The organism is Nitrosomonas oligotropha (assembly GCF_900106555.1).
In the GTDB taxonomy this organism is placed as follows: domain Bacteria; phylum Pseudomonadota; class Gammaproteobacteria; order Burkholderiales; family Nitrosomonadaceae; genus Nitrosomonas; species Nitrosomonas oligotropha_A.
On sequence record NZ_FNOE01000005.1, the window covers coordinates 21,820 to 35,118 of the forward strand.

General features: G+C 49.8%; 8 protein-coding genes and 1 pseudogene. 2 read left to right on the plus strand and 7 right to left on the minus strand.

Annotated elements, in window-relative coordinates; all coding sequences use genetic code 11:
- Positions 1-51: 51 nt before the first annotated feature.
- The 3 genes and pseudogenes from BLU57_RS16430 to BLU57_RS04295 form a co-directional block, all read right to left on the minus strand.
- Positions 52-540 (minus strand): annotated as a pseudogene (locus BLU57_RS16430) (shikimate kinase); the annotation flags it as partial.
- Positions 541-608: 68 nt separating this feature from the next.
- The gene (locus BLU57_RS04290) at positions 609-3,767 is read right to left on the minus strand and encodes an efflux RND transporter permease subunit (protein WP_090316744.1); all 3,159 of its coding nucleotides are present in this window, start codon (positions 3,765-3,767) and stop codon (positions 609-611) included.
- Between the two features lie 11 nt (positions 3,768-3,778).
- Complete coding sequence (locus BLU57_RS04295; RefSeq protein WP_256206122.1) at positions 3,779-4,879, minus strand: efflux RND transporter periplasmic adaptor subunit; 1,101 nt, start codon at positions 4,877-4,879, stop codon at positions 3,779-3,781.
- Positions 4,880-5,314: 435 nt separating this feature from the next.
- Between BLU57_RS04295 and BLU57_RS04300 the strand changes: the two genes are divergently transcribed.
- Complete coding sequence (locus BLU57_RS04300) at positions 5,315-7,024, plus strand: multicopper oxidase domain-containing protein (RefSeq protein WP_090316749.1); 1,710 nt, start codon at positions 5,315-5,317, stop codon at positions 7,022-7,024.
- Entirely contained in the window at positions 7,021-8,004 is a 984-nt protein-coding gene (locus tag BLU57_RS04305; protein WP_090316752.1) for a cupredoxin domain-containing protein, read from the plus strand. The genes BLU57_RS04300 and BLU57_RS04305 overlap by 4 nt, the downstream gene beginning before the upstream one ends.
- Positions 8,005-8,158: 154 nt before the next feature.
- Here the strand turns inward: BLU57_RS04305 and galU are convergent, their stop codons facing one another.
- The 4 genes from galU to cysD form a co-directional block, all read right to left on the minus strand.
- Complete coding sequence (galU, locus tag BLU57_RS04310; RefSeq protein WP_090316754.1) at positions 8,159-9,049, minus strand: UTP--glucose-1-phosphate uridylyltransferase GalU; 891 nt, start codon at positions 9,047-9,049, stop codon at positions 8,159-8,161.
- A 74-nt stretch (positions 9,050-9,123) separates the two neighbouring features.
- Complete coding sequence (galE, locus tag BLU57_RS04315; protein WP_090316757.1) at positions 9,124-10,158, minus strand: UDP-glucose 4-epimerase GalE; 1,035 nt, start codon at positions 10,156-10,158, stop codon at positions 9,124-9,126.
- 212 nt (positions 10,159-10,370) lie between these two features.
- Positions 10,371-12,278 carry a sulfate adenylyltransferase subunit CysN gene (gene cysN, locus BLU57_RS04320; RefSeq protein ID WP_090316760.1) on the minus strand — a complete coding sequence of 636 codons (1,908 nt, stop codon included), beginning with the start codon at positions 12,276-12,278 and terminating at the stop codon, positions 10,371-10,373.
- Positions 12,278-13,174, minus strand: a complete 897-nt coding sequence (gene cysD / locus BLU57_RS04325; RefSeq protein ID WP_090316763.1) for a sulfate adenylyltransferase subunit CysD — start codon at positions 13,172-13,174, stop codon at positions 12,278-12,280. The genes cysN and cysD overlap by 1 nt, the downstream gene beginning before the upstream one ends.
- Positions 13,175-13,299: the final 125 nt, after the last annotated feature.

Consider the following 13,299-nt stretch of genomic DNA (forward strand, 5'->3'; position numbering starts at 1 on the left):
AATCAGTTTTTGCACTAAAAAGCGCACACCTTGCTTTCCGCTGTCGATGATGACATGCGCGGTTTCGCGATACAGCGCATCCCGTTGCACATAGAGTTCATTCAATCGGGCGTACAGATTCTGTGTTTGCAGTAATGGCCGGTTTTTATCGTGGCGGGTGCGCCGGTACAGATCGTTAACCGATGCGCGTAAATAGATCACGATACCACTGCGCTTCAGCAATTGCCGGTTTTCAGGATTGAGAATGGCGCCGCCGCCGGTCGCTAAAATGATGTTCCGTTTTTGGCTCAACTCAAGTAGCGCCTCCGATTCGCGTTTGCGAAAACCGGCTTCGCCTTCAATCTCAAAAATAACCGGAATTTTTACTCCGGTGCGTTCCTGAATCTCATGATCGGAATCGACGAACTCTTTATCCAGCGAACTAGCCAAGGCTTTGCCAATAGTCGTTTTTCCGGCTCCCATCATACCGACCAGAATGATATTGGTACTCCCCAGTTTTTTCTGAATGGGTTGCAGTATTTTTGTTTTGCTTAAATTCATAGGTGCGATTGTAGCCGAATTCGCATTCCCTTCGCAGGGGCACCTACGGTTTCAGCGCTGCCAATAAACTACTCGCGGGGTTTATTGACGGGTTTATAAGACAATGTTGCGGACTGCCGCGCCACTTTCTGCCGGGTTTCAGCTTGCATGCTTTTTTGATTGCGCACAAACCAGGAAAAAAATAACGGTACGAATATCGTCGCCACACAAGTGGCCATGATCATTCCGCCAAAAACACCAGTTCCCATGGACTGGCGCGCCGCCGAACCGGCGCCGGTGGCGATCACCAAAGGTACCACACCCAATATGAACGCCATCGAAGTCATGACAATAGGCCGGAAACGCAGCTGCGCCGACTGAATGGCCGCCGCCTGAATACTCACCCCTTCTTTCATTTTCTGGCTGGCGAATTCAACCAATAGAATGGCGTTTTTTGCGGTCAACCCAATTAACGTCACCATACCGATCTGGAAATAAATATCATTGGGCATATCACGCAGCAAAATCGCCACCAGCGCGCCTACCATCGCAAATGGAATCGCCATAATGACCGCCAGCGGCAAGGCCCAGGTTTCGAATTGCGCCGCAAGAATCAGAAAAACCATCACCACCGCCAAACTGAAAGCGAAAATCGCCGCCGAACCCATTTTCTTTTCCTGAAATGCAGTGCCAGTCCAGGCAATTTGATAACCTTCCGGGAGCGTCTCGGCGGCAATCCGTTCAACCAGTGCAATCGCTTCGCCTGAACTGACATCGTGCGCCGCACTGCCGACTATTTTGGCCGACAATAATCCATTAAACCGCTCCAATTGCTCCGCACCGGCGATATGTTTTACTTTACTCAGCGCCGATAAGGGAATCATCGCGCCGGACTGCGCACGCACGTACACTTTCCCCAAATCCTCCGCAGTCATGCGATAAGCCGCTTCCGCCTGCAATTGCACGCGATAGGTACGTCCGGAGCGGTTAAAATCGTTCACGTAAAAGGAACCCATGGTGCTTTGCAACGTGGCATAGATTTCCGAAATGGGAACACCTTGCGTGATCGCTTTGGCTTCATCGACTTCGATAAAATATTGCGGCACCGTCGAGCGTAAAAAGGTATTGACGCTGGCCAGCTTGGGATCTTGCTTCAACGCTTGCATCAACTCGTTCACCACCGCGGTCAATTGCGCGGTGTCCGAATTGGTGCGGCTCTGCACATATAATTCAAACCCGCCGGTATTTCCCAAGCCGCGTATTGCCGGTGGATTAAACGCGATCGCCAGACCATCCGGCTGCTGCGCACCGACCAGGAAGAGCTTACCGACAATATCGGCTGCTGTCGTCGTGCGTTCCGACCAATCCTTCAACCGCACAAACATGGTCGATACGTTGGTTTTATTACCACCACCAATGAAATCCAGCCCATTCACGGCAAACTGAAAAGCCACGGCGGATTCCTTGCTCATCTCGGTACTGATGGCGTTGGCCGTCTTGGTGGTTCGCGCCAGTGTCGCACCATCGGGCAGGATGACCGCCGCAATCACATAACCTTGATCTTCCGGCGGCACGAAACTATCCGGAATATTTTTGACCAGATAAGCCAGGCCGCCAATCATCACCACAAACAGCAATATGCTCCGGCCGGTATGGCGCAGGCTCAAACCGACCATATCGACATACAACCGGCGCACACGCTCAAAATGATTATTAAACCAATCAAAAAAAACCGAGCGCCGATGCGAGGAGCGCAGTAATACCGCGCACAGTGTCGGCGTCAAAGTCAATGCCACAATACCGGAAATCACCGCGGCAACCGCCACCGTCACGGCAAACTGCTGGTACAGCTCGCCGGCAATACCGCCCAGAAAAGCCACCGGAATAAAAACCGCCGCCAAAACCATCGTCATTGCTACCACCGCGCTCGATACTTGCTGCATTGCCTTGATGGCGGCATCGATCGGCGACAGATTTTCCTGCGACATCAACCGCTCAATATTTTCCAGCACAACGATCGCATCATCGACCACAATACCAATCGACAGCACCATCGCAAACAGTGTCAGTGTATTGATCGAATACCCGAGTAACCACAATCCGGCAAACGTACCGATCAAGGAAATCGGGATAGCAATAATGGGAATCAACGTCGCCCGCCAGCTCTGCAAAAACACATAAACCACCAGAACCACCAGCAACATCGCTTCACCCAGCGTTTTCACCACCTCCCAAATAGATGCTTTAACAAATACGCTGGTGTCATACGAAATAAAGTATTCCAAACCCTCGGGAAAATAATGCTTCAGCTCGTTCATGCGGGTTTTCACAGCCGCAGCGGTTTCCAGCGCATTGGCGCCGGTACGCAGGAAAATGCCGATTCCCAAACCCGGTTCGCCATTCAACAATGTCTGTGCGGAATAATCCTGCGCACCCAGTTCAATGCGCGCCACATCCTTGAGATACAGCACACCACGCGGCCCGTCCGAACGCAAAATGATATTTTCAAACTCTTCCGGTTCCAATAACCGTCCTTTTGCGGTTACGGTGTATACCAATTGCTGATCGGCAATCGCAGGCTCCTGGCCGATTTTTCCGACGGCCTGCTGCGCATTCTGCGTGCGGACGGCATTCGCGATATCGCTGGTGGTGATACCCAGCTGCGCCATACGGTCGGGCCTCAACCAAATGCGCATGGAGTAATCTTGCGCACCGAAAATCCGCGCTTCGCCAACACCGGTTGCACGCCGCAAATCATCGAGAATGTTGTTAGTGATGAAGTTGCTCAAGAACAGCGTGGTATGTTTGGGATCCTTTGAAGTTACGGCAAAAACCAGCAACAAATCGTTTGAACGCTTCTGCACGGTAATACCCGAGCGTCTGACTTCATCGGGCAAACGCGCCAATGCCGTGTTGATTTCATTACTGACATTGAACGTGGCACGGTCTATGTCAGTGCCGATTTCAAATGTAATGGTGATGGTCAGCCGTCCGCTGGAATCCGCGCTGGAGCTAAAATACAGCAAACCTTCGATGGCGCTGAGTTTTTCCTCAATCGGCGCAGCCACCGTTTTGATCATTGTGTCGGCATTTGCGCCTGGAAAGGTGGCGGTTACGATAACCGTCGGCGGCGTGATTTTCGGATATTGTTCAATCGGTAATTGCGTAGCTGCTGCCAATCCGGCTAAAACGATAATGATCGATAATACCGATGCAAAAATCGGTCGAGTAATAAAAAATTGGACCATGAATGCAATTGTTAGTTATTGATGGAGTCTAGGCCCGGTTGTAAAGAAGGGAGCTGGTCTCGCACTTGCGGCTCGATCTTTTTGCCCGGCATCAGCTTGATGAGATTGTCAACCACCACGCGATCACCCGTTTGCAATCCTTCCAGAATAATCCAGTCTTTCCCCATCCAGTTATCCACGATAACGGGGCGTTGCGTGGCTTCATCGCTGTCGTTTAGCACATAGACAAAACGCCCTCTATCCGAAGTCAGCACGGCTACCTGCGGCACCATGAAAACTGCCCTCGATTCCCCGGCGGTGACCCGTATCCGGACAAATTGTCCGGGAAATACGCGCTGATCTTCATTGGCAAAAGTTGCGCGCAATTGCTGCGTACCGAGCTGAGGATCGATTTTACTCGCGGCAAAATTGATTTTCCCTTCCTGCTCATACTCCGATCCATCCGGCAGAATCATTTTTACACGATGCACATTTTTTTCGCTTAAGTGCCCGCCCAATCGAGCGACTTCATTATCCGCGAAACTGAATCTCACCCAGATCGGCGATAATTGCGTCAAGGTCGTCAGCAAGCTACTATTGGCTGATACCAGCGTGCCTTCGGACAATTGCGAGCGGCCTGTTACACCCTTTTCCGGCGCTCTGACGGTAGTATAGGAAAGATTGAGTTCCGCTTGCTGCACACGGACTTTGGCCGCCTGTAGAGCAGCCGCGGCAATCGCCAGATCGGCCGTAGCCAAGTCATAGGCGCGTTGACTGACAAAATTTTCCGCTAGCAACTGCCGTTGCCGGTCTTCATCGCTTTTCGCGCGCAGTACCCGCACATTCTGTTCTTGCAACGCCGCCTTTGCTTCCGCCAAAGCATTCTGAAATGGCTCCGGATCGATCAAAAATAACGGCTGACCGGCTTCCACAGCCATTCCTTCGGTATACAAGCGTTTGAGCAAAATACCGCCTACACGCGTACGGATTTCAATTTCCTTGGCGCCCTCGGTTTGCGCGATCGTTTCCAGGCTGACCGGCATTATCACCGGCTGCACAGCCACAATCGTGGCCGGTATGGCTTGATTTTTACCGGGTGCCGGTTGCGCGGGTTTGTTACCGTTACATGCCATCAGCAAAAAAACCATCAAACCATAACAGCAGAAATTGACACAGCTCTGCTTATCGATTCCGGCGGTTCGCAGAAATTTTGGATAGTAGTAGACGAAAAAAGCTAAAAAACCGGGAATTATCACTCGAGTCATTACTTAAAAAATTCAAAATTCAAAATTCTATTCACTATGGAAAAACCACAAAAGCAGAAATGGGTTCTGTATAATAGCTGCTCATGGTAGCTTGACGGATAATGTAGAAGTATTGCATATATGAAGATAAGATATTCCTCATAATTTTACCTGCCAGCAAATACACAGTTAAGTGTTTGTGCCTACAGTTCTGTCATAGCCGTTAGATCTGGCTATTGAACTGATACCGGTCGTATTAAAACTGCTTGATCTGATCAGCCATATTTATTTTTAATACTCGATAAATTTTAAAGGTGCGTTAATATGCCTATTCGTATTGTTATTGCCCTATTGATTTTCTCCTTGCTGTCGTCAGCAGCGGTCCAGGCATCGCTGAAGCTACCAGAAACAGTGAAAGTTGATCCGGCCGCGTTAACCGCTGAACCGATGTGCGATCCTAAGATTTCACCAGCATGGCGGGAAGCCCAGGAAATTGATGGCGTAAAAATTGCAGCATCGCCCGGTTGCAGTCCGGATAATCCCGCCTGGATTGCAGCGGCAGTCAAAGGAACCAATCACGTCTCCATGGATACCTTGATGAAAACCGGTCTTTCGCCGGATGCCATCATCAAAACCGATGATCTGGACGGAGACGGTGATCCCGACCGGATTATCATCAAACTGGAAATCATGGAGCTGAATGGCAAATCCCCGGATTTCCCCGGTTTAGTGCCAACATTCGACATTGCTCCGGGCGTACAACCGGGCGCTTGGGTATTTGCGCCAAAAACCAGCGGCATGTCGACCGAGAATTTTGAAAGCGTCCGTGCTAATCCCCTACTGCGCCTACCATCACCCGTGATTCGGGTTGAAGTGGGTGATATCGTTCAAATCGTACTGGAAAACACGCATTATTTTCCGCACAGCATTCACTTACATGGCGTAGACCATCCTTTCTCGCACGGTGACCATGCCGGTCAGGACGGTGTGCCGCAAACCAGCGAAGTGGAATTGATGCCGGGCGGACGTCGTGTGTATGAATTCCAGGCAAGACAGCCAGGTACTATGTTTTACCACTGTCACGTACAAACGCATACCCATCTGGCCATGGGACTGGCGGGGATGATTGTCGTGGAAGAAAACCGGCCGAACAACTGGTTGCAAACCCTGAATATCGGTGCAGGTCATGTCCGTCACCCATCTGTCGCAGTGCGCGAGAATTTTGATCAGGAATACGATCTGCACTATCACGCGATGGATAAAGAACTGAGCGATATTATCCAGAAGTACAACGATCCGCGGCTCATCGCACGCGACATGAATCAACGCTACGACATCACCGATTCGACCGAAGATTATTACACGCTGAATGGCCTGTCATACCCTTACACTCTGAGAGAATCGCTTATTATTGTTGAACCCGATCAGAAAATTAAATTGCGCCTGCTCAATAGCGGCGGTGAATCGATTGCGGTTCATACGCACGGCCATCATGCCACGATCACACATTACGACGGTGTGGAACATAATCCGGTTGCTCAAATCATGCGCGACGTATTCGACATGGCGCCGGCGCAACGCCTCGACCTGAAGCTGGAAACCGTCAACGATGGAAAACACAGTTATGGCGAAGGCGATTGGTTGATTCATGATCACCGGGAAAAAGGGATTACCACCAACGGCATGGCCGAAGGCGGCAGTATGAGTTCCATTGTGTACAAATCCTACCTGCATGACAGCGGTTTGCCCAAGGTTAATCACTTCGGCATTGATCTCAACAAATTCTTTACCAAGGAATATTACGAAAGAAGACTTCCGGTCTGGCAGGATCTGGATGAATGGTCCAGCCTCGGTTCACCCGGCGGGCAAACCGGTCTCGGCGCACAAGAGCAGACCTCATTATTGAATGGTGTGATCGGTCTGCTGATAGGACTGGTAATCTATCTGATTTTCGCCAAACGGGAGCAAATCAAACAAAGCGCTATTGCGGCAGTTTCTCGCCTAAAAGGGGCCAAAGGGAGTAACCCAAAATGATAAAGTCGACAACCATTACTTTCTTACTGGCTGGAATTCTCGCGGTCAGCTCGAATGCCATTGCTCAGCAAAAAACAAACGGCGGTTCACATGATCACTCCGATCATAGCGGTCACGGCGTGAATCAAGCTCCAGCAGCGGCTGAGAAGCAGCAGACCGAGGATCATAGCGGCCATGATCACAGTTCAAATGACCAAAGTGCACATGATCATAGTGATGCGCATGACATTAGCGCAGAACAGCATATTGATCACAGCGCACACGACACCAGTGCGCAATCCGCTGAGCACGGCGATGGACACCACCATCACCACATGGATCATGATCATATTATGGATCACGAAGGTACCATGATCATGGGGCAAAACCTCGACAAACTGCCCAGCAGCTGTAAAAGCATTTCCGAGGAAGTGGAAATTACCGTGCGCGCCGGCAGAAAATATTCCGCCAAATTTCCCGGTACCGCTTTTGCATTCGATCAACAGCAATGGCATGTCAAACCCTGCTCTAAGGTCACTTGGCATTTTGTCAACGAAGATAATATCCGGCACCAATTCATGATGCACGGATTGCCCAAATATTTGTATAAATATGGCATGTTCCATCTGGAAGTAACCGGACCCAAAACGGTCACCGGCACTATCATCGTACCGGGATCGGACGATACGTTTCTCGTCCATTGCGACATTTCCCATCACATGGAAAAAGGTATGAAAGCGCAGTTGGTGGTTGGAAAAGGAGCCGAGAACATACCGAGTATTCCCGGTGTAACGCCTTATAACATCAACGATACTTACGAGGCGGAAAATCTACCTAAAGTCTCGGATAAAGCTGAACAAAGCGCAATGGTGCGGCAAATTACGTCGTTCACGAATAATAATTTCCAGAACTATGGCATGATGCTGATTGGCGCGCTGATCGGGCTTCTATGTATACCACTGTTTAAGAAAATCCCGTTGCGTACAAAGAAAGCTGATTAAGTTCGGTAACAGTCGATCAGTTCAGCAATAAAAAAACCGGCCGGATACCTCCACTTGTGAGTGTATCCGGCCGGTTTTTTTTGATTATCGCCGCTGATTCCGCAAGCCTGTATGTAGCAACCTGAATTTAATGCACGGCGATGCGATCAGCGTATTAATTCGTTTGAGGAAATTTTCTAACCAAATCGCTCAAGTAGGCCTCGAATTCCTGTTTCAGCTCGGGGTGCTGTAAAGCAAACTCCACAGTTGCCTGTAGATACCCGGATTTGCTGCCGCAATCAAAGCGCTTGCCGTCAAATTCATAACCCAGCACCGTTTCATCTTGCAATAGCTTCGCGATGGCATCCGTCAACTGAATTTCGTTACCGGCTCCCCGCTCCGTTTTTTCCAGCAGTTTGAAAATACGTGGCGTTAGAATATAGCGGCCAACCACTGCGAGATTGGATGGTGCCTTGTCTATCGGCGGTTTCTCAACAATGGCATTGACCTTGGACAGGTTACTGGCAATCGGCGCACTGCTGATGATGCCATAGCGGTTAACCGTATTCGGTGGTACTTGCTCGATTCCCAGAATCGAGCAATGATGCTGAGCGTAAATATCCACCATCTGACTGAGGCAACTGCGGTCACCGCCATCGATTAAATCATCAGCCAGTAATACCGCGAAAGGTTCATCGCCGACAACCGATTGCGCGCACAAAACAGCGTGCCCCAGCCCGAGTGCTTCAGCTTGACGGATATAAACGCAATCCACATGCGGCGGTAGAATATTGCGGACAATGTTCAGCATCTCCTGTTTTCTTCCTGCTTCCAGTTTCGCTTCCAATTCAAACGCTTTATCGAAGTGGTCGGGTATCGAGCTTTTGTTACGCCCGATGATAAAAATCAACACATCAATACCCGCGGCAACCGCTTCTTCAGCAGCAAATTGGATCAACGGCTTATCAACGATGGGCAGCATTTCCTTGGGATTCGCCTTGGTTGCCGGCAAAAAACGCGTGCCTAATCCAGCCACAGGAAAGACCGCTTTTCTGATCGCTTTCATTTATAGTTCTCCTTAATATTAAGTCGCCACTATCGCCTTAACGCGATTCCGGTGAACCGGAACAAAAATTCCAATTAGCTTTGATAACCCTTGGGATTGATACTCTGCCAGTGCCAGCTGCTCACGCACATATCTTCCAATCCAAGTTTTGCTTGCCAGCCCAATAACTCGAGCGCACGTTTTGGATCCGCATAACAAGACGCAATATCACCGGAGCGCCGGGGAGCGATCTTATAGGGAATAGGCTGCCCGCTTGCCTGCTCGTAGGCCCGCACTACATCCAGTACGCTATAACCTCGTCCAGTGCCTAGATTTACGGTCAAACAGCCGGAATATTGATCACTTTGTCCGGAGCGTGCAGCTTCGAGCGCTTCCAGCGCCTTCAGATGTCCCAGCGCCAAGTCGACCACGTGAATGTAATCGCGCACGCCGGTGCCATCCGGTGTGGGATAATCATCTCCCCACACGTTCAGAGTTTCCCTTCGCCCTATCGCGACCTGCGCCACGAAAGGCATCAAATTATTGGGGATTCCCTGCGGGTCTTCGCCGATTAACCCGCTCGCATGGGCGCCCACCGGATTAAAATAACGCAAGATGGCAATGCGGAATGAAGCGTCGCTGTGCTGTAAATCGCGCAGAATCTCTTCGATCATCAACTTACTGCGTCCATAGGGATTCGTTGCGGACAGCGAGTGATCCTCGGTCAGCGGTAACCGCACCGGGTCACCATAAACTGTGGCGGAAGAACTGAATACCAGGGTTTTGACACCGCACTCCTGCATCGCCTCCAATAACCGTAATGTACCGCTTACGTTATTATCGTAATAGGAAAGCGGCTGTTCTACCGATTCCCCGACGGCTTTAAGTCCGGCAAAGTGGATTACTGCTTTGGCTTTGCTTTTCTGCAAGGCAGTGACCAAAGCGGCGCGGTCACGGCAATCACCGGTTATTAATGCAGGTTTCTTGCCGGTAATTTTCTGCACCCGGGCCAATGCTTCGGGATTGCTGTTACAAAAATTGTCGAAAACGGTTATGTCAAGCCCTGCATTCAACAATTCCACGCAAGTATGCGAACCAATATATCCGGCACCGCCCGTAACAAGAATCATGATTGTGACCTCGACTATAAATGACCGGTATATAACGCCAAAAAACCCGGGAATCGTAAGCGCCAATACGGGGTGTTATTCTTCGGCTCTCATGTAACGTACGGCATTCAAGCTTGCCGGGCATTGATTTGCCAGTTTTTTGACTGGAATCTCACCGATCCGGCTATCCCGATGCACGCACTGTTCTAGCCAATACGGTCGACTACATTAAATCAACCGAGAACACCGATGCCCAGCAAATAATTGATAATATGCTCGACCGCCTGCTCGGGTGTTTGAGTCGTCGTATCAATGCGGACTTCGGGGTTTTCCGGCGCTTCGTAAGGTGAATCAAGTCCGGTAAAATCTTTCAGTTCACCGCTACGCGCTTTTTTATACAATCCTTTGGGATCTCGCTCTTCCGCCGCTTGGATCGGTACATCGACAAATACTTCAAAGAATTCACCCTGCGCTACCAATTCACGCGCCATCTCGCGCTCGGCGGAGAACGGTGAAATCATTGAAACCAGAACAATTTGCCCGGCATCAACCATCAACTTGGCGACTTCCGCAGTGCGCCGGACATTTTCAATCCGGTCGGCATCGGTAAAACCGAGATCTTTATTCAAACCATGACGAATAGCGTCTCCGTCCAGCAAATAAGTATGTTTACCCAACGAATAAAGCTTTCTCTCGAGCAAAATAGCGATGGTCGATTTGCCGCTGCCGGACAACCCGGTAAACCAGATGATAAACGGCTTCTGTCCTTTGATCGCGGCATGCGCCTGCTTATTGACATCGATATTTTGCCACTGGCTATTATCGCGCGACTGGCGCAAGGCTGAATGCAACATACCGGCACCAACGGTATTATTGGTTAGCCGGTCAATCATGATGAAACCGCCGGTATCGCGATCTTCGCTATAAGGATCAAATGCAATCAATTGGTCCGTACTCAGATTGCAAACTCCGATTTCATTGAGCTCTAATCTCGTCGCGGCAACTTGCTCGAGTGTATTGACATTAACCTTGTGTTTTACCGTTGAAACATTGGCCGTGACTGTTTTTGTGCCAATTTTCATCAAGTAAGGCCTGCCGGGCAGCATCGCTTCATCGGTCATCCAAACCACCGTGGCTTCAAATTGATTGGCCACTCCGGGCGGTGAATCGGTAGTCGCCAGAACATCACCCCGGCTGATATCAATCTCATCCGTGAGTGTCAGTGTAATCGACTGGCCGGAAATAGCTGTTTCCAGATCGCCTTCTTGCGTGACGATGCGCGCGACGTGGCTTTCTCTTCCGGATGGCAGAACGCAAATGGCGTCGCCCGGTTTGACACTACCGCGCACCACCATGCCGGAGTAACCGCGGAAATCCAGATTGGGGCGATTTACCCACTGTACCGGCATACGAAAAACACCGGATTGTTCAGCGGCATCTTCTACCTGAACATTCTCCAGGTAGCTCATCAATGTATCGCCGCTATACCACGGTGTATTCCTGCTCAACTCGGTAATATTATCGCCTTTCAAAGCCGACATCGGGATGGCGGCAATGTTTTGCAACCCGATCTTTTTGGCGAATACACGATAGTCGTGATCGATCCGGTTAAAAACCTCTTCGGAATATCCCACCATGTCGAGTTTATTGATTGCCAGCACCACATGCCGGATGCCGATTAACGAAACCAAATAGCTATGCCGCCGCGTTTGCGTCAATACACCCTTGCGCGCGTCGATCAAAATAATGGCCACATCCGCGGTCGATGCGCCGGTGATCATGTTACGGGTATATTGTTCATGCCCCGGCGTATCCGCTACGATAAACTTGCGCTTGTCAGTAGAAAAGAAACGGTACGCGACATCAATGGTAATACCTTGCTCGCGCTCAGCCGTCAGTCCATCCACCAAAAGCGCAAAATCCAAATCTCCGGCTTGCGTACCCACTTTCTTGGAATCGGCTTCCAACTGAGTCAGTTGATCTTCAAACAACATCTTGGATTCATACAGCAGACGCCCGATCAAAGTGCTTTTTCCGTCATCCACGCTGCCGCATGTGATAAAGCGAAGCAGGCTTTTGTTCTCGTGTGTTTTCAAATACAGCTCGATGTCCTCGGCTATCAAATCAGATACATGCGCCATTAGAAATAGCCCTCCTGCTTCTTTTTCTCCATTGAACCGGTTGAATCATGATCAATCAACCGCCCTTGCCGTTCGGATGTTCTGGTAAGCAGCATTTCCTGAATGATGGCCGTCAACGTATTGGCTTCACTTTCAATCGCACCGGTGAGCGGATAACATCCCAATGTACGGAATCGCACGCTTTTCATCATCGGCTGCTCGCCTTCCCGCATCGGTAAACGCTCGTCATCCACCATGATCAAAGTACCATCGCGCTCGACGACAGGCCGTTCCTTGGCAAAATATAATGGCACAATAGGTATATTATTCAAATAGATATACTGCCAGATATCGAGTTCTGTCCAGTTAGAAAGCGGAAACACCCGGATACTCTCACCTTTATGCTTACGCGCATTGTATAGCCGCCAGAGTTCGGGGCGTTGCAACTTGGGATCCCAGCGATGCTGCGCGGAGCGGATGGAAAAAATACGTTCCTTGGCACGGGATTTTTCTTCATCGCGGCGGGCACCGCCAAATGCCACGTCAAAACCATATTTATCCAGCGCCTGCTTCAATCCTTCAGTCTTCCAGATATCCGTATGAATCGCCGAGCCGTGCGTGAATGGATTAATTTTCTTTTCCACACCCTGCGGATTGATATGAACGATCAGCTCGAGTCCAAGCTTTTTCGCCATAACATCGCGAAATTCAATCATTTCCCTGAATTTCCAGGTGGTATCGACATGCAGCAACGGAAACGGCGGTTTTGAAGGATAAAATGCTTTCATCGCAAGATGCAGCATCACTGCACTATCTTTTCCAATGGAATAGAGCATCACCGGGTGTTCGCATTCCGCAACCACCTCCCGCATGATCTGAATACTCTCAGCTTCAAGGCGCTGTAAATGTGTCAGCATTATTAATTGTTTCCTTTATTGGTAAACACAACCGGTATAGCGTTATATTAAATGGCCTCAGATGCATTTAATATGAAATGAACTACTTTTTCTTATAGTCATTTACTGCCGCAGAATGGTGATTA

What these genes read in the sequence shown, in the direction of transcription:
- BLU57_RS04290 (WP_090316744.1), bottom strand. Translation starts at nt 3,767, where the DNA reads ATGGTCCAATTTTTTATTACTCGACCGATTTTTGCATCGGTATTATCG.
- BLU57_RS04295 (WP_256206122.1), bottom strand. Translation starts at nt 4,879, where the DNA reads ATGGCATGTAACGGTAACAAACCCGCGCAACCGGCACCCGGTAAAAAT.
- BLU57_RS04300 (WP_090316749.1), top strand. Translation starts at nt 5,315, where the DNA reads ATGCCTATTCGTATTGTTATTGCCCTATTGATTTTCTCCTTGCTGTCG.
- BLU57_RS04305 (WP_090316752.1), top strand. Translation starts at nt 7,021, where the DNA reads ATGATAAAGTCGACAACCATTACTTTCTTACTGGCTGGAATTCTCGCG.
- galU (WP_090316754.1), bottom strand. Translation starts at nt 9,049, where the DNA reads ATGAAAGCGATCAGAAAAGCGGTCTTTCCTGTGGCTGGATTAGGCACG.
- galE (WP_090316757.1), bottom strand. Translation starts at nt 10,158, where the DNA reads ATGATTCTTGTTACGGGCGGTGCCGGATATATTGGTTCGCATACTTGC.
- cysN (WP_090316760.1), bottom strand. Translation starts at nt 12,278, where the DNA reads ATGGCGCATGTATCTGATTTGATAGCCGAGGACATCGAGCTGTATTTG.
- cysD (WP_090316763.1), bottom strand. Translation starts at nt 13,174, where the DNA reads ATGCTGACACATTTACAGCGCCTTGAAGCTGAGAGTATTCAGATCATG.